The following is an 18,246-nucleotide window of genomic DNA, read 5'->3' as shown; positions in this document are numbered from 1 at the left end:
CAGATTATTTACCATCATTTACATCCAGCCAATGGTACCGTATCTATCAAGTTGTTCGAATTTTTTGAAGGAACTTTAAATCGTTTGTAAAACTGAAACTTACAGCTTAATTTCTTGTTCTATCTCATACAGCTCTTCGGAAACTTCTAACATTCTGCGTTCAACCAGTAACTTAGCATCTTCAACACCCTTGTTATAATAAATTACCCCTAGTTTTTCTGTAATAAAATCAATTAGAAACTCACTATCGAACTGGCCAATTTCAACATCTAGCTCGTCTTGCATGTAATCTTGAATGGCGGTGGCCAACGCCTCTTTTTGTGCGCGTTCTAGCTTTATCATTTTTTCCCTTTCAAATTTTTGTTCAACTTCTGCTTCTTTCGTGTTGCTCTATTAAAGATTAAACACGGTCATTTGTGAGAAATTTGGTGTTTAGATCAAGAAGTTGCCGAAGTAAATTAGTCTATTCTCAAAAGACTATGCTAACCTTTTGCAGTTCGTTTTGTAATTATTAAGGGATATTCTTTGCTACTCGACCTAGTTATTCAAAGTGTTAATGATTTTCAAGACGACTGTCTTAAGCTGTGTGAAAAGCATTACCCTGCGGTGCATAACCAAGGCATGAGTGAGCATCATCTTGGTCTCGCGTTTTCAAGAAGGATGGAACATACTTTTCGTCACTTTGGATACAACTGCGTGATAAAGCCAATCGAAGTGTTGGATTCTCCAGACCTTCCCCATCACTATCGAATTTCATCCGACATCGGCACTGTCTGGGTTCTGAGTCACCATATGGTCAGTGCCGGAAAATCTTGCCGGGAAAACTTACTCTCATCAATTACGGAATGGCAGAGTGAATATGGCTATGCCTTACAGCCTAATGACCTACTCTTTTTGGTTTGTGATCATTGGATAAGTCGCAGCAAAACGAGCCGAGAATTGCTTCATTGGTGGATGGGTGAACTACCCGATCAGATCAACGAATACACAGAACAAGGAATCACACTGTACACCAGCGAGTCGCAACTCACGCAATCGTTGGACACTCGATTCGGTATTAGCCCTTGTTACATTAAGTTTGGGCATCCTTTACGGCGTTCGAACAAACAGCAGTTAGTCAGAAAATATTTGCAGTTGTATGCCGTACTGCAATGGTAGCATCAAATTGAAGTGCTGAGATTATCAATTATTTCATCAATTTGTTTGATATCACTCGACAAAACTACCCATCCATTACCATCGTTCTTGCTTGAGTTAATGAGCACACTTAGATTCATTGCCAATGAAATAGAAAAATTAGCGCGATAACGCTGATGTTGAGACATTGATTTAGGTTGTGGTAACAATGATGAGCATCTCGCAACTACTTAGTTGCATCCGGAAAGAAGCCAACGGGCAGTATATTGCGAAATACGCGAACTTCACTCTCCGCAGTGTCTTTCAACCCATATATAAGAACGATATTTCCATCGTTGGCCTTGAAGCACTGGTAAGAATTAGCAATGCCAATGGCAACATGGTTAGGCCAGATCAGTTTTTCCAATCCAAAGCGACTCCCACTCAAGATTTGCTCAATGTTGAACGCTTAAGTCGCCTAATCCATATCAAAAATTTCTCTCAGTCTCGCTTTCACACAAAACAATTGTTTCTCAATGTATTACCGGTAGCGGCAGAGATACTAGTCAAAGACATCACGTATAACCGACTGCTAAAACAAACCATTTATGAATCGCATTTGATGAATGAACAAATCGTCATGGAGTTACTTGAATTGAAGGTGGAGGATGAACTCTCTTTGTCTCAAGCTGCTCGGGAGTTAAGTCTTGAAGGATTTAAATTAGCGATTGACGATTATGGCGTCAATGCATCGACAACTGAGCGAGTGAGAAGCGTTTGCCCAGATATAATCAAGATGGATCGCTCTTTATTGCTAAGGTATGAAAACGGTGATTTTAAAGCGCTTAACGATGCATTATCACTCGCAAAAGCGTTATGCTCTAAAACCGTTATCGAAGGAATTGAAACCGAGCATCAACTTCGCTTAATGAAAAAGCTCGGTTTCGATATGTATCAAGGGTACCTACTTGCTATCCCCCAAACGTTAGACGTCTATGAAGAGGCAAAAACAGCCTGACTATGTAAGAACAAAAGTTTGCGCGGTTTAGCGAGAGCTACGTGATTTACCACGATTTTTATGAATCGCCAATTTTGCTTTTAGCTTACGCTTCTCAGATGAACGACTACGACGACGCCCACCCCCATTTTGTTCAGGCTCAACTTCTTCTACAAGACTTGGTTCGAAACCTGCCAGCCATTCTTGGGGTAAGCGTTGATCAAGCAGGTTCTCGATAGCTTGCAACAAGTACTCCTCATCTCTACTCATCAGAGAAACCGCCAAACCTGACTTTCCTGCTCTTCCAGTGCGGCCAATTCGATGGACATAATCTTCTGCTTTGAATGGCATATCAAAGTTCACGACTTGTTCTAGCTCTTGAATATCTAACCCTCGTGCTGCCACATCGGTTGCAATCAAAGCACGCACCTTACCTTGTTTAAATTCATCCAAAGCTCTTTGGCGGGCGCCTTGTGATTTATCGCCGTTGATAGAAACCGCTTTGATGCCATCTAACTTGAGCTCTTTCGCTAATTCATCACTGCCTTGCTTCGTTTTTGTAAATACAAGCACTTGCTGCCAATTCCGCGAGCCAATTAAGTACGCTAGCAATTCACGTTTCCGTTTTTTATCCACTGGATAAACCATTTGTGTTACCGTTTCAGCAGTCGTATTTGCTGGTGAAACTTCGACTTCAACTGGCGATTCCATGAGTTTATACGCAATAGTTTTGATTCGCTTCTCAAATGTCGCAGAGAACAATAGGATCTGTTTCTCAGCAGGCAAACGTCGGAAGATGCGCTGCAAGTCAGGCCAAAATCCCATATCTAACATACGGTCGGCTTCGTCTAACACGAGCATACCGGTTTTAGAGATGTTTACGTTACCATTAAACAGGTGATCCAAAAGGCGGCCTGGCGTGGCAATCAAAATATCAGCGCCCTCTTCTAACTTTCTCTTTTGTACGCCAATGCTTGTACCACCATAAACACACACAATGCGAAGTTCTGTTTCTGCCGAGTACTGATTCAAATTATCAAATACCTGCTGTGCAAGCTCGCGTGTTGGAACCAAAATCAATGCTTGAGGTGTGCCGTTAAGTTTCTTTTGCTGAACGGTTTGTATGATAGGTAAACCAAACGCAGCCGTTTTTCCCGTACCAGTTTGTGCAGCAGCAAGTAAGTTTTTTCCTGCAAGGACGTGTGGAATTGACTTTTCTTGCACTGGTGTTGGCGTCACGATATTTAGATTGCCTAGCGTCTCGATTAGCTTTTGTTCGATGCCTAAATCAGCAAAATTAACAGACATGTGTAACCTCATTATTTTTGGAGCGCAGAGTTTACCAGAGCCCCTAAAGCCATACTACTTTTCTATCTCATTGAGTTGAGTCATTAAGCTGTTGCTGAAAATCATACGACTGGCGCAAAACATCTCGATAAAGTGACGAGAACTTCTCTTCTAATTCGGTGTAATCACTTTCAATCACTTTAAATGTTGTGGTTAAGTCTGCCATTCTAGGACTTCTTTGCGACATCCGATGTAGTGCAAATTCTATATTGTCTAGATCTTGATAGGATTGAAGCCATCGGCCATGCCACATTCTGCTGTGGAGCACCAAAAAACGTGGAGGCAAATGTTCATGAACCTCTCGGTTTACTCTCTCGTATGCCGTTTGGACAAAGTGTTCGAGAGGCACGGAATGAAAGTCGTTCCAGTGTTTTGCGAGGCAATGATCCCAAAACATATCCAAAGCGATAGGTGCAAAACGTCGCGCAACACCAGTGAAATGAGGCTTACATTCGTTGACGATTGGATGATGGTCTGTAATACGGTCAACAAATCTATGTAATCTGATGCCATTTGAGATATCGCGATCATACAGCTTGCTTGGATCTCCTTTTACGAAGTCTCCAAGCAAGTTTCCCAATAAATGGCTGTTACTGTGATCTGCGATATGCAGGTGGGCTAGAAAGTTCATTCGACGCCAGTTTTGGCCTCTAGGGCTTGGTGTGACATGAACCTAGTATAACGTCAATTACGACGAGATGAGAGTGTTCCGCTATTCGGCTTCATTGTCTGAGCCAACGTATTCCGACAAGATAATGCCAATTTCAAGCGCATCTAGCAGCTCTAGGCTCTCATCGTTTTGGTATTGGTCGCTCATTGTGACCTCCTTTATTTTAAGCTCTCTTGCTTTTACTTGCTGACGGCCTGACTCTTGCCATATCCACATCAGCAACTCCTTTTTATAGTCTTTATATGACACATTCATGACAGCGAGAAGTAAAGATTTAAAAACCTATGAGCATAATCAAAAGTAAACGATTGCAATTAGATTTCATATCCGCTCAACACTTTAGAGAAATGACTCTTTTATCAACATTCATGTCAATTTAAAGATATAACATACTGTTATAGGCGTCCCTAGATCTCATTTCTTAAACTAAATTTAGTATTCGTTACATATTTTGCTGATTAACTTCGCATATTTTGTTTCGATATAGCAATAGATTTGGTCAATATCTTTTATCTCTAATGGAGCTTTAAATGAGAGAAGTTGAGTTTAGAACGATAGACAGGCTGTTTATCAAGATGTCTATCAACGACAAAATGTGGGTTATATTCCTACTATTTTTAGTAGCCCTCACTTCAGTGGCTGGAAGCCGCTACTTCAATGAAATACAACAATTTGAGCAGCAAGCCATCTCGTCGAGCGAAGCGAAGCTTTCTGGTATCGTTGATGCTCAATCAAACCGCGCTACAGAAATTGACGGCGTATCGAAATCGAACCGCGTAAGCGAGAGTTCTTTTGTCGATGGGTCTGTCACCGCTTATGCCAAGTTGCATTCTGGGGAAGTGATTAAGCTGACTCAAAATGTGTCCACACAATACGAATCGTTAAAATCATCAGCTCTATCGTCACTATTACTCAGCTTCTTATGGGTTATTCCTTTTGCCCTATTCTCTTACTGGGTGGCAACGTTTATCGGAGGAGCTCTGTGGGTTTTATATACAACAACCGAAAAAATTGGTGACGGTGACTTAACCTCTCGTCTTGGTTTCCATCCAGGTCGAGATGAATTCGGTACCATCGGCTGTGCGCTAGACAAGTCTATGGATACCTTAAGTGAACTGGTTAATAGTGTTAAAAATAATGCAACGATGTTGAGCGAGACATCTTCTGCATTCGAAAAAGATATGCAGTTGAGTGAAACCCAGATATCTCATCAATATCAAACGCTTGATTCAGTCGCGACGGCAATGGAGGAAATGACAGCCTCTGCAAAGGAGGTATCAAGTATTTCTCAACAAGCAACGACGCAGTCAGACCAAGATGCCCAGAAGATCGAACTAAGCAGAAGCCGTGTACAAAACGTGATTGGCGAGATAGAGACGTTATCTAGCTATATTGAACAAGCCTCTACGTCAGTAACCAATTTAAACGAGAATACGACGCAGATTAATGACGTGATCACAACGATTAACGCCATTTCAGAACAAACTAATCTGTTGGCGCTAAACGCAGCAATCGAAGCAGCCCGTGCTGGTGAACAAGGTCGTGGATTTGCAGTGGTTGCCGATGAAGTACGTACATTAGCAAGCAGAACTCAACAGGCAACAGTAGAGATCCAAGCCATGATTGAGAAGCTTCAAATTGAGAGCCAGAACATTGCTTCAATCACCAACCGAACCGTTCAGCAAGCTCAAACCAGCAGCCAGCTTATTGATGAAATCGGCCATGATGTTACCTCTATTGCCGAGTCAGCACGCTCATTAATGGACATGAGCATTCAGATTTCCACATCTGCTGAAGAACAAAGCGCAGTTGCTAACGATATTGCATCGGAACTTTCAGAAATTCGTAGTCAATCAAGCACAATCAGAGAAGTGGCGGAGCAATCTACCGCTGGCGTCGCTAATCTCACGCAAGCCTCCGTTTCTCTTGGTGAGATATTACAACGCTACCGCACCGCATAACGTTGTGGAACTTATGATCAACAAGGGCTCCTTAAGGAGCCCTTTTCTTTAAACCGTGTTCAACTATTACCTTCGATATTTTCTACGACATCCAAGTGGATATTTGAAGTGAATCTCAAGTTCTCGCTGTACCGGATGAAATAATGTTCTTAAACAAAGCGTTCCGCTATGCTTGATCTTGCCAATTCCAATTTGCTGCTGGAAAACAATATGAATAATTACAAAGACACAAAAGACATAGAGAATCTGAATTGCCCACTCTGCCAAGGAGATGAATATCTCATTTCATCGGATGGCGAGAAATTCACATGCGCTGCTTGCGGATTTCATACAAAAAACTTCTCATCTATCCAATGTCTACATCAAACGCCTTACCTACAGTCTAAACTTAAGCACATCCACAGCTTAAGTCCGGTTTGCCATTAATAGGTCAAACAGAGCAGCCACACAGCTGCTCTTTTAATTCATCTAAATGATGGATGCGAATTACACGCTCGTCATCAACACGATTGATAGCTTCACCATTAAATAACTGCACCGTTTTGATACCGGCGTTTAGTCCCGCCTCAACTCCTTTAGGCGTGTCATCAATATAAAGACAGTCACTTGGTAAAAAGCCCATGCTCATAGCACTGTACATGATTAAATCGGGCTCAGGCTTCCAACTATTCGCATCGAATGCCGAGAACACTTTCCCTCGGAAAGCATCGAGTAAACCGGTTAACTCCAAAGCGTATTCAATTTTATCTTTAGGTCCATTAGACGCCACACAATATTCGATATTATGCGAATCCAAAAACTGAATTAATCGTTTTGCGCCATCCATCGGCTGTAAGTGACGCACAAAAAGAGACTGGACTTCTTCTCGGTATTGCGGCTCTAAAACATCAATTGGGACTTTGATATCTTTCAATTCTTTAGTATCTAAAAGGATGTCTGCGAGCTTTCCTCCTTTAAAGTGAGAAACGCACTCTTCCATCGTTAACTCAGCCCCATGCTGGTTAAATACATTGACGAGCGCTTGGCAACACAGTCTTTCGCTGTCGACCAACGTACCATCACAGTCAAATATCACGCACTTAATATTGGTAATTGCCATAGCCATCTCCAGACGTCTTAAAGGCTCAAGCCCAAGCTGATTTTAAGAATGTTTGGATTAATCTTATTTGAGTTTGGGATTGTTGAAACGACGAGCTTGGCATTTCATGGAAATAGAAGGGAGCAATTACAGTTTTTCTAAGCAAGATCACCCAACGTCATCTTGCTTTACTTTTTATGCACATTGATGTGTAAGTTAGTTTTCGATAACCACTGAGTCTAACAGTTTTTGCTCGGTGCTTAGTCTTTTAGCCAGATCAGCCACAAACGAGCTTTTGTATTTTGATTCAGAAACAGCAACATCAGAGATGAGTGTATTTCCTTCGAGATGGCTAACAATAGCAGCACCAATTGGGACTCCAGATTTAAAACCAACATATAATTCAAAATCTGGCGTGAGGATAATCTGTGTCAGATATTCAATGATCATATCTTTATCATACTGCTGTTTCCAGCGCTGAGATTGCAAGATAGAGAACATAATGGTCAGTCGATGAAAATCGACCAGAAAAATATCGTCGGGGTTAAATTCAGAGTCACTTTCCAGTAGTGTGTCTTTGTCGACTACTTGATACGTTGCTTTTTCTAGCGTTTTGAAATAGACATCGCGCCCTTTCAAACTCTCTGGTGTCGGAAATTCAACTTCGACCAGATCATACAGCCATGTATTTTTACGCTCGATACTGGCTAACTGTTGTTCATTCATCTTGATACCTTCGTTTAGAGCAGTACATTAGCATGAAGCCCGCAACAAACCTAGCGCACATAGACCTTTCCGTGGCTAAATTTTGTTTTAGGTGCAAACCTCTGATAGATTTCATCAATATCTTTCCTAGTTAAGGACAAAAATAATGAAAAAGATGCTGTTAAGTGCATTGCTTGCTACTACTCTAGTTGGTTGTTCAGATAACGATGTTGCTGACGTGGGGCTCGGTTGGTTTACTTTGAAAGACATCAAAGTCGGTGAGTTGAAAGACGAGGTGGTAACAGGTGTCACATGTCACATCGCCTCTATCGAAGCGGATTTCAGCTTAGCAGATCCAAGTGATAGCTCAATATCATGTCGTCAGACTGGCGAAATCACACCGGAAATGATTGCAAAAATAGATAAGAGTAAGTCCGGTGAAATTGTATTTAAGAAGTCAAAAAGCATTTTCTTCAAAACAATGAAGGTTCGCCGTATTTATGATGCCGATAACCAAACCTTACTCTACTTGTCTTATACAACAAAAGAGACCGATGGTAGCTTTAAGCATAGCCTTTCGACAGTCCCACTTTGGGGTACCAAGGCTTACGTTGAGCCAACTGAAGTGAAAAAGTAACGCGGGTAAATTTAGTTAGCGCGGAGCAGGCTCTTTCCGGGCGCTGCTGAGCAACAAGTTTAAAAAACAACCCATTGCAATACGACAAGCGTCATAAATTGCAGCTGCTTTGGTTGCTATTTACTCAGCTCGCTGATTTTTTCAGCGAGCAGACTTCTTTGTAATAAATCGCCACGATTTTCATTTTTTTGTGATACAATCCCGCCTCTTTTTTTCTCACTCAAGAACAAGCATGAAGTTTCCTGGTCAGCGTAAATCTAAACACTACTTCCCAACTCACGCTCGAGATCCATTAGTAAACCAAATCCGACAGGCACCTAAGCTATATCGCCCAACTATTGTTGGTGTCGGTCAAACCATTGTAGATATCGAAGCACGTGTAGATGACGCGTTTTTAGAGAAATACAACCTGAGTAAAGGACATTCGCTCGTTCTTGAAGAAAGCAAAGCAGATGCACTTTACGAAGAACTGGTTGAGCAAGGCCTGATCACACACCAATACCCAGGTGACACGATTGGCAATACTCTTCACAACTACTCAGTTTTAGCCGATAGCAAATCCGTTTTGCTCGGTGTGATGTCTAAGAACATTCAAGTCGGTTCTTTTGCTTACCGCTACCTTTGCCGTACGTCTTCACGCATGAACCTTAACCATTTACAAACGGTAGATGGCCCTATTGGTCGCTGCTACACCCTAATTTCTCAAGACGGTGAGCGTACATTTGCTATCAACGAAGGTCATATGAATCAACTACTTCCGGAAAGCATTCCTGAAGAGATCTTTGAGAAAGCATCAGCCCTGGTTGTTTCTTCTTACCTAATGCGTGGTAAAGAAGAAGATCCAATGCCTAAAGCGGTACAAAGAGCGATCGACTTTGCTAAGAAGCACGATGTCCCTGTTGTACTTACGTTAGGGACAAAGTACGTTATCGAAGGTAACGCACAGTGGTGGCAAGAATACATTCGCGAAAACATTTCTGTTGTCGCTATGAATGAAGAAGAAGGTGCGGCGCTAACAGGTGAAACAGAGCCGCTAGCTGCTGCTGATAAAGCACTTGAATGGGTTGATCTCGTACTGTGTACGGCAGGACCAAATGGTCTGTACATGGCTGGTTACACCGACGAGAAAGTAAAACGAGAAACCACACACGACATCCTTGAAAGCTCCCTCGAAGCCTTTAACCAGTACGAGTTTAGTCGTGCGATGCGTAAAGAAGACTGTCAAAACCCAATGAAGGTCTACTCTCACATCGGCCCTTACCTTGGTGGACCATTAGAGATTAAGAACACTAATGGTGCAGGTGATGCAGCCCTTTCAGCCTTACTGCATGACATGGCAGCAAACTCTTTCCACCAAAAAGAAGTGCCTAACTCAGAAAAGCACGAAGTACGATGCTTAACCTACTCCTCGCTTTCTCAGATCTGTAAATACGCAAACCGAGTAAGCTATGAAGTGTTGACGCAGCACTCTCCTCGCCTATCGCGAGCGCTTCCTGAACGAGAAGATAGCTTAGAAGAGACTTATTGGGATCGTTAAAACGACAGCTTTAAAGCTAAAAATATATCAAGGTCACCATTTGGTGGCCTTTTTGTTTTTATCTAGCACTATAACGAGTAGATTTCGTTAGTATGTCGCACAATACGAAGCAGTAAACTCTTTACAAGCCTAACCGAAACAGTACCATCACCAAGCAGACCTTTGCCTCACAATAATACTCGTTATAACTCAGGTAGTTTTTCAACGCTACCCGTGTGCCACTTTGGGGATTCTCCATGCAGTCAGATATCGAAATTTGCCGAAACACACCACTTTTTTCTATTGATGTTATCGCGGAAAAAGTAGGACTATTGCCCGAAGAGTATGACACTCACGGGAAGCACAAAGCCAAAGTCCACCCAAAATGTTTGGAACGACTCAAAGCAAATGATGACGGTAAACTTGTACTCGTCACTGCTATCACGCCGACTCCTCTTGGCGAAGGAAAAACCGTTACGACGATAGGACTGGCGCAAGGTTTAGCAAAGCTTAATCAATCTGTTATTGCATGTATAAGGCAACCTTCGATGGGACCCGTCTTCGGTATTAAAGGTGGCGCAGCGGGCGGCGGTTATTCTCAAGTAGCTCCAATGGAAGAGTTAAACTTACACCTTACTGGTGACATTCACGCAGTGACAGCGGCGCACAACCTTGCTTCAGCCGCTCTTGACGCTCGCTTGTTCCATGAGCAACGCGAGGGTTATGATGCCTTTGAATCACGCACCGGGTTAAGAGCACTTAAAATCGATACGGCAAGTATTACTTGGAAACGAGTGATGGACCATAATGATCGTGCACTACGTAAAGTCAAAATTGGCCTCAATGATGCAGGAAAAACCATCAATGGTTTCGAGCGTGACGAAGGGTTCGATATTTCAGCCGCTTCTGAGTTAATGGCTATCATTGCACTAGCCAAAGATTTAAAAGATTTACGTCAACGTATTGGGAAAATTGTCGTAGCGTACGATTTGAACGGAAACCCCGTCACTACGGAAGATCTACAAGTTGCAGGAGCAATGGCAGTAACACTAAAAGAGGCGATTGCACCAACACTGATGCAAACTCTAGAAGGTGTTCCTACGTTGATCCATGCAGGTCCATTTGCAAACATCGCCCATGGAAATTCATCCATTATCGCGGACGATATTGCGCTAAAACTGTCAGGTTACACGGTAACTGAAGCCGGTTTTGGTTCGGATATGGGATTTGAGAAAGCGTGTAACATTAAAGCTGCTGCCGCCAACAAAGCCCCGGACTGTGTAGTGATCGTAGCAACATTACGCGGCCTCAAAGCGAACTCCGGACACTACGATTTACGGCCAGGTATGGCTGTTCCAGATTCCATTTTTAATCCGGACCAAGCAGCATTGGAGGCTGGGTTTGAAAATTTAAAATGGCACATAAATAACGTTCATAAATACGGTTTACCTGCTGTCGTTGCCATTAACCAGTTTCCACAAGATTGTGTGAAAGAACTTAAAGCTCTTGAAGATCTGATTCACCAATTTAATCCCGAAGTTAAAGTAGCCATCAGCACCGCTTTTTCGCAAGGCGGACAAGGCGCAACGGAACTAGCTCAACATGTTATTGATGCGTGTACCACGCCTGTAGAGTTTTGTCCGTTATACAACAAAGAGCAATCATTACTCGAAAAGCTCATGGCAGTATGTGAAGCGGGCTATGGAGCAACCAATATAGAAATGACTCCTATCGCGACTGAACAGCTCAAACATTTTGAAAATCTAGGTTTTAACAACTTAGCGGTTTGCATCGCGAAGACACCACTATCTATAACCACGGACTCCGCAGTCAAAGGCGCACCAACTGGTTTTACCGTCCCAATCCGCGAGCTGCGCTTGTGTGCGGGCGCAGGATTCGTTTATGCATTATCTGGTACCGTGATGACGATGCCAGGCTTACCTGATAAACCCGCATTTATGAATTTAGATCTTGATGATGAAGGAAATATCATCGGTCTCTCTTAGTGCAGTGATAACGTATCGCTATCAGTGAAGTGAGCATATTCATTAAGTGAGTGGTCTACTTACCTATCCACTCACTCTCAACAACTGTGAAAAGAGTTGTCTCAGGCCTTCTACTCTTGAATTGTTGATACAAAGCTCTCCTGCCTTACATCAACGCGCCTGTTTTAGACCTTTAGAGTTAAGACGCTAACCCTAAGCCTTGTTTAGCCATAGTTATTAAGCTAGAAAACCCTATTTATCTTCTTGTTTTGTCGCCACTTTACATTGTAAATCCATACTTGTTGACCTCTCCTTTCTACAATTTTGCGCCAATTTGATGCACGGGCTATTTAGCGCTTCACTAATATGGTGCAGTTGTCTTACAGTGAAATTTTAACCTCCTTGATTTTTAAGGAGATATTCTATGGCTCGATTCTTGTAGTAGACTTTTCACTAATAAGCACATTAGCACATGCTTTTCAAAACCTCTGCGTTGCATACCACCTCCTTCAGGTTAGCACCGTTTTGATGCATGTCAGAAAAGGGAAAGGGAATACTATGGAAGACGCACTCGCCGTAATTTTAGCAGGAGGGATGGGGTCTAGACTCAGCCCACTCACCGATGACAGAACCAAGCCAGCCGTACCTTTTGGCGGAAAATATAGAATTATAGATTTCACACTAACCAATTGTTTACATTCGGGTTTACGCAAAATCCTTGTTTTAACCCAATATAAATCTCATTCACTTCAAAAACACTTACGAGACGGCTGGTCGATATTCAATCCAGAGCTAGGCGAGTACATTACTGCTGTTCCACCACAAATGCGCAAAGGTGGTGCATGGTATGAAGGAACCGCCGATGCGATTTATCACAACATGTGGTTGCTATCGCGAAATGATGCAAAGTATGTGGTTGTGTTATCCGGCGATCATATCTATCGAATGGACTACGCTGCAATGCTTGAAGAGCATAAAGAGAAAGGTGCTAAGCTCACCGTTGCCTGTATGGATGTTCCCGTAGAGGATGCTTCAGCATTCGGTGTAATGGGCACCGCAGAAAACGGGCTCGTTACTTCGTTTATAGAGAAACCTGAAACCCCACCTACTCTTCCTGGAAGCGCGACCAGAAGCCTTGTTTCTATGGGAATATATATCTTTGATATGGATGTTTTGAAAGAAGCGCTTGAAGAAGACTCAAAACTCGATTCATCAAGCCATGACTTCGGAAAAGACATCATACCTAAGCTGATTGATACCGAATCCGTTTACGCTTATCAATTCTGTGGCAGTAAAGGGCGCGTCGATAAAGATTGCTATTGGCGCGACGTGGGTACCATTGACTCCTTCTATGAAGCGAATATGGATCTACTAGAACCTGTGCCGCCAATGAACCTTTATCAGTCCAATTGGGCGATTCGTACTTACGAGCCGCAGTTTCCACCAGCTCGTACTGTATCGTCGGCCACGGGTAATGAAGGCATTTTTATTAACTCCATCATTGCTACCGGTGTCATCAATTCCGGAGGCTCAGTACAGCACTCCATAATCTCCTCTAACGTACGCATTCAAGATAGTGCAACGGTAGTCGATTCCATCATTTTTGATGACGTAGAAGTCGGTGAAGGAAGTCAGTTGGTCAACTGCATAGTTGATAAACATGTTCGTATTCCGCCACATACTCAAATTGGCATCAACAAACTTGAAGATGCGAAGCGATTTAAAATCTCAGACAAAGGTATTGTCGTCATACCCGAAAGTTACCAATTCGATTAAACGACAAACTATCACAACAAAAAAGCGCACGATAATCATCGTGCGCTTTTGTTTAAGTGCCTGTAAACATTAGGCTATAACAAATAATCCATAATAATTAGATGTTACATACCGTTGACCAGCTACCATCTGTACCCGGTTCAGCCGCTGTCCACCAGTTCGCTTGGTAAACCACACCGTTGTGGATGATCTTATCACCTTGGTTAGCGTGGCTTGGATTACCTGCCCAATCCGTTTGTGGCAGAGCTGGGTATGTCACTAAACCTGTCGTATCACACGTACCTGGTTCAGTGGTACCACCACCCGTGCCCGCATTGAGATCACCAATTGGTAGATCTGGCTGTTCAAACTTGAACGCAAACTCTTTACCACCAGAAATCACTGAGTAGTTAGCCGGACCAGAGATTGGTAGGTAGTAAACCATATCAAGCTCGTAAGTGCCGCCCGCTGGCAAGTCTTTCCATGCTGGTAGAGAGAACGACACACGGTGCATTACGCCATCTAAGCCACCAATGTTGTTTGCTCGAGTATGTCCAGAAGCAATCACTTTCAAACCACCACCTGATTGGTCTTTCGCGTTGTCCGGCGCAGATGCTGGGATATCGAATTGGAATTCAGTACCGCCAGGGATCGCTTGACCAGTGTTGTTCGTAAACGTGATTTTCGGGTTAATTGGGTAGTTTTGATCGCCAACTTTGAAGCCGCCAACACTAACAGTAATGTCTACTGCTTCAGTTGGTGTTGGACCAGTCGCTACTTTATTACCGTAAGGCGTCGCAGACTTAAACTTGTCGTAGATAGCTTTGGTCATAGTGTTACCCATGTGGTATTCACCATTACCTGCCGCACAAGCTTGTTCAGTGGCATCTACTGCCGTACGATTACCATTTGCATCCAGTACGTAACAGTTGTAGTCACCGGCTAGTTCCCAGAACATGATACCGCCGATCTCTTTATCGATAACGTAATCGGCTTTCACCTCGATAGAAGCTTTATCTTCCGTAGATAGGAATACGCTCTTCTCTGCGTTCCACAACCAAGGTGCCACAGCAACGCTATCGTAATGACGGGTATAAGTACCAACAAACTTATCTGAAGGATCGTTGACAGGGTCGAGACCGTAAGCAGCTGCGTAAGAGCCCCAAATACCGTTTTCTAGGTTCTTAGCATGCCACATTGGGTTAGAACCAGCGCCCATTTCGTTTCCTTTAGGGTCGGTATCATGCCACATGTTGTCGATACCAATAGCGCCGTGACCACAGTTGTTCTTCTCACCTTCACCTGTGCCCGGTTGGCACTCTGCTTGGTTTGGTAGTGCCGCTCGGCCCCAAAGGCCATTGTCGCCACCAGTAACACCTTGCCAACCACGGGTGTAGTAAGGAACACCAATGTTGATACGACCTGCTGGCATAGAGCCACGGAAGTAATGGTAAGCCCAGTCTGTGTTCAAGTAACCGATACCACCGTATGCAGCAGTGCCGTATACGTTCCACTGCGCTAGCTCAGAGTCTTTACCTGTATCGAATAAAGCCGCGTTATGACCAACGTGATCATTCCAAGCCCCATGCAAGTCGTAAGACATGATGTTTACGTAGTCTAGGTACTTAGTTACATCGAAGGTTTCCATCCCACGTAGCAAGTAACCTGAAGATGGTGCTGCGATAGTCAGCATATAATGAATACCATCTTGCGCGGATGCCGCATCAAGTTTCTCACGCAATACTTTCATCAGCTCTTGGTAAGACGCCCATAAATACTGACGACGTGGTTCCATGAAGTCTTTGTCGTAAGGGTTACCAGCACCAGCCATTGACGTCGGGTATTCATAGTCGATATCCAGGCCATCGAACTTGTACTGACGCATCATTTCAACGGCTGAAGTTGCGAACTTCTCAATACCAGCATGATTAATAGAACCGTCCGCATTCGTCGTCATGGTGTAGAAGCCACCATCAGCTACACGATCGCCGTTCGTATCGAAGTGACCGCCCGTTTCAGCCCAACCACCAATCGAGATTAGCGTTTTAACATCATGTTTTTGCTTGTAAGTTGCTAGTGCACCAAAATGACCTTTAAAACCAAGAGCAGGATCTACCTCAACGCCTGGCCAAGTTTTACCTGTAGCAGGGTTGTTAGGATCATTAACGTCGCCAACGTTTACTTTGCCGTCAGAACCAATGCTCACAAACGCGTAGTTAATGTGAGTAAGTTGTTCCCAAGGAATGTCTTTAACAAGGTAAGTCGATTGTGGGTCGTCACCTGCTCGCCAACTGGTGAAGTAGCCGATTACACGACGTGGGTGATCAGCCCCCATTTTCTCACGGCCTTCTTCGTCATAAATAGAACAGTAAGGAACATCTACACCCGTTGTTTGATAAAGACCATCAGGACGACAATTAGATGTCACTGCGCCGCCGTTTACCGTTAACGTCGCAAGTGCAGAATCTGCTGTTGCTCCAGCATCATCGGTAGCTCTCGCATAAACACTTAATGAGCCAGCTTGTGAAGGGGTTACATCCAGCGTGTATGGCGCTGCTGTAGCAGTGCCAGCAAGTACACCTGCAACATAAAAATCAACTTTAGAAACGGTACCATCCGCATCCGTAGCATTTGCAGTCAGTGTGACGGAACCACCCAGGTCAATAGAGGTCGCAGAAAGCGCGACATCCACTGTCGGCGCTTCGTTACCAGGTTGCGCTGATGCCACAGTTAACGTCACAACACTTGCCGTACTAACGGCACCTGCATCGTCATAGGCCTTGGTAGAGAACTCGTGCTGTCCTTCAGTTGCTGTCCACGATGCAGCATACGGCGCAGACGTTGCCTGACCAACTAATATACCATCAACAAAGAACTCTACTTTGCTAACAGTCCCATCAGTATCTGCCGCATCTGCAGCTAGGTTAACAACATCACCCGCAGTCACAGAAGCCGACGCAGAAGGCGATGTCAGAGTAACCGTCGGGACTTCATTCTGAGGTGGATCAACCGGTCCAGCGCCATCACAAGCGCCAAGTGTTTCCCACTCGCCCCACTCACCAGATTGCGCTGGATTGTTGTTTTGCGTCCAGTAACGCGCTTTATAAGCATTACCTTCATGCTGAACTTGGTCGCCACCGTTATAAACTTTTGATGATTGCCAAGTTTCTAGAGGGGCACAGTCAACTGCTGCGTAGCTATTGAAGGCCATAAGACAAGAAGCGGTGAGTGTGCTTAGTGTGAACACGTTTTTCACTGCGTTGCCGTTTTTAAGGTGCATAATCGCTCTTCCTTAAGTTATTGTTAAAACAATACTAAATGCGCTAAACGAAGCGCATCTATACTTTTATTTCGACGTAAAATAACTTAAGTACAAGTTGGTGATTTCACACTATCTATTTACGAGTTTTCCACACCGCCTCGCAACAATCCACTAAATGATTGCAACAACGTACCTATTATTTGGCACCAGTAACTAATTTTATAACTCAAATAAATATGTCACTCGCAAATTAATAAAAAAGGTAAAAAAAGTCGCCATTTTGAAATAAAGATCACTAAGCCTTTGTTGACCTTGGCGTTTCATTAAAATGCCGCTTGTACTCGCGACTAAACTGTGATGGGCTCGTGTAACCGACCATTCTCGCTGCATCATTAACACGTCTCCCCTCTAACTGGATCAATTCGCGCGCTTTGTTAAGTCGAACTTTCTTAATATATTGCAACGGAGATTCAAGCGTGACATTGCGAAATGCTTGATGGAAAGCAGAAACACTCATGTTGGCTTCTTCAGCCAATGCTTGTACGTTCAACTGTTCATGATACGCTTGATGTACACGATTTAGTGCTTTAGCGACCCTCGCGTAAGAACCTTCTTGATGTGCTAGGTCAAATAAAACATACCCCTCTTTGCTCACCAAAGTACGATACACAATTTCCTCAAGAAGCAGCTCGCCAAGCATGATGACATCAAGCTCGTTACACATTGCTTTCATTAACCGCTTGCACGCATCCAACATACCTTCATTCATACGTACCGACTTAAGGCCGCAACGGGTTGCATCCAGACACTTATTACTGAATTTCTCAGCCTCTAATTTTTTAACGAGTTTATGAAGAAGCGTTGGCGAAATATCTATCGAAATGCCAAGTAAAGGCTCATTGTTTGTCGCAAACGCTTCGCACTCTAGTGGCATGGGAACCCCGACAACAAGGTAATCTTCGGGCCCATATTGCACTGGTGTATCACCAATATGAATGTTCTTATGCCCTTGACCCAATACGATGATGCCGGACTGATAGACAAACGGCTGGCGATGATTCCCTTTGCTACTGCGATAAAACCATACGCCATCTATCGCTGTTTTCTTCATACCTTCTAGGTCATGCAGCCCCTGCTTTTCAACATATTGCTGCATGATATCTGCGAGAGTGTGCATTAGAGCGCTCCATCAATGACCAACGAGTTTGGTCTCTATT

15 protein-coding genes are annotated in these 18,246 nt (G+C 43.6%); 7 read left to right on the top strand and 8 right to left on the bottom strand.

Annotated features, from left to right (window positions below):
* Positions 1-99: 99 nt before the first annotated feature.
* Entirely contained in the window at positions 100-342 is a 243-nt protein-coding gene (locus R8269_RS03215; RefSeq protein WP_005376386.1) for a DUF2164 domain-containing protein, read from the bottom strand.
* Positions 343-525: 183 nt separating this feature from the next.
* On the opposite strand from R8269_RS03215, the gene R8269_RS03210 reads away from it, so the two are divergent.
* Together R8269_RS03210 and R8269_RS03205 are read left to right on the top strand one after the other, a co-directional pair.
* Positions 526-1,158 carry a hypothetical protein gene (locus R8269_RS03210; protein ID WP_005376385.1) on the top strand — a complete coding sequence of 211 codons (633 nt, stop codon included), beginning with the start codon at positions 526-528 and terminating at the stop codon, positions 1,156-1,158.
* A gap of 187 nt (positions 1,159-1,345) precedes the next feature.
* Positions 1,346-2,134 carry an EAL domain-containing protein gene (locus R8269_RS03205; RefSeq protein WP_258476999.1) on the top strand — a complete coding sequence of 263 codons (789 nt, stop codon included), beginning with the start codon at positions 1,346-1,348 and terminating at the stop codon, positions 2,132-2,134.
* A 27-nt stretch (positions 2,135-2,161) separates the two neighbouring features.
* Here R8269_RS03205 and R8269_RS03200 read toward each other — a convergent pair whose 3' ends face one another.
* The 3 genes from R8269_RS03200 to R8269_RS03190 form a co-directional block, all read right to left on the bottom strand.
* Positions 2,162-3,421, bottom strand: coding sequence for a DEAD/DEAH box helicase (locus R8269_RS03200; protein WP_005376383.1), 1,260 nt, complete (start codon positions 3,419-3,421; stop codon positions 2,162-2,164).
* A 67-nt stretch (positions 3,422-3,488) separates the two neighbouring features.
* Positions 3,489-4,091, bottom strand: a complete 603-nt coding sequence (locus tag R8269_RS03195; protein ID WP_033906543.1) for an ACP phosphodiesterase — start codon at positions 4,089-4,091, stop codon at positions 3,489-3,491.
* Between the two features lie 81 nt (positions 4,092-4,172).
* Positions 4,173-4,346 carry a hypothetical protein gene (locus tag R8269_RS03190; protein WP_005376381.1) on the bottom strand — a complete coding sequence of 58 codons (174 nt, stop codon included), beginning with the start codon at positions 4,344-4,346 and terminating at the stop codon, positions 4,173-4,175.
* A gap of 314 nt (positions 4,347-4,660) precedes the next feature.
* Here R8269_RS03190 and R8269_RS03185 point away from each other — a divergent pair, with 314 nt between their 5' ends.
* Positions 4,661-6,091 (top strand): methyl-accepting chemotaxis protein, encoded by a 1,431-nt coding sequence (locus R8269_RS03185; RefSeq protein WP_213898345.1) that lies wholly within the window; start codon positions 4,661-4,663, stop codon positions 6,089-6,091.
* A 430-nt stretch (positions 6,092-6,521) separates the two neighbouring features.
* Here the strand turns inward: R8269_RS03185 and R8269_RS03180 are convergent, their stop codons facing one another.
* Together R8269_RS03180 and R8269_RS03175 are read right to left on the bottom strand one after the other, a co-directional pair.
* Positions 6,522-7,190, bottom strand: a complete 669-nt coding sequence (locus R8269_RS03180) for an HAD-IA family hydrolase (RefSeq protein WP_047103569.1) — start codon at positions 7,188-7,190, stop codon at positions 6,522-6,524.
* 195 nt (positions 7,191-7,385) lie between these two features.
* Entirely contained in the window at positions 7,386-7,895 is a 510-nt protein-coding gene (locus R8269_RS03175; protein ID WP_169628835.1) for a flavodoxin, read from the bottom strand.
* 145 nt (positions 7,896-8,040) lie between these two features.
* Here R8269_RS03175 and R8269_RS03170 point away from each other — a divergent pair, with 145 nt between their 5' ends.
* The 4 genes from R8269_RS03170 to glgC all read left to right on the top strand — a co-directional run bounded on the left by R8269_RS03170 (position 8,041) and on the right by glgC (position 13,788).
* The gene (locus R8269_RS03170) at positions 8,041-8,511 is read left to right on the top strand and encodes a CreA family protein (protein ID WP_005397614.1); all 471 of its coding nucleotides are present in this window, start codon (positions 8,041-8,043) and stop codon (positions 8,509-8,511) included.
* Positions 8,512-8,743: 232 nt separating this feature from the next.
* Positions 8,744-10,048, top strand: coding sequence for an inosine/guanosine kinase (locus tag R8269_RS03165; RefSeq protein ID WP_005376376.1), 1,305 nt, complete (start codon positions 8,744-8,746; stop codon positions 10,046-10,048).
* Between the two features lie 236 nt (positions 10,049-10,284).
* Positions 10,285-12,033: a formate--tetrahydrofolate ligase gene (locus R8269_RS03160; RefSeq protein ID WP_258477000.1), complete on the top strand. Its 1,749-nt coding sequence runs from the start codon at positions 10,285-10,287 to the stop codon at positions 12,031-12,033.
* A 537-nt stretch (positions 12,034-12,570) separates the two neighbouring features.
* On the top strand, positions 12,571-13,788 hold the full coding sequence (gene glgC, locus R8269_RS03155; RefSeq protein ID WP_033906540.1) for a glucose-1-phosphate adenylyltransferase: 1,218 nt from the start codon (positions 12,571-12,573) through the stop codon (positions 13,786-13,788).
* 97 nt (positions 13,789-13,885) lie between these two features.
* Here the strand turns inward: glgC and R8269_RS03150 are convergent, their stop codons facing one another.
* Positions 13,886-17,047: a chitinase C-terminal domain-containing protein gene (locus R8269_RS03150; protein ID WP_258477001.1), complete on the bottom strand. Its 3,162-nt coding sequence runs from the start codon at positions 17,045-17,047 to the stop codon at positions 13,886-13,888.
* 277 nt (positions 17,048-17,324) lie between these two features.
* On the bottom strand, positions 17,325-18,206 hold the full coding sequence (locus R8269_RS03145) for an AraC family transcriptional regulator (RefSeq protein WP_005386077.1): 882 nt from the start codon (positions 18,204-18,206) through the stop codon (positions 17,325-17,327).
* Positions 18,207-18,246 lie beyond the last annotated feature (40 nt).

The organism is Vibrio sp. Vb0667 (assembly GCF_033391095.1).
This window is presented reverse-complemented; position numbering and strand designations above follow the sequence as displayed.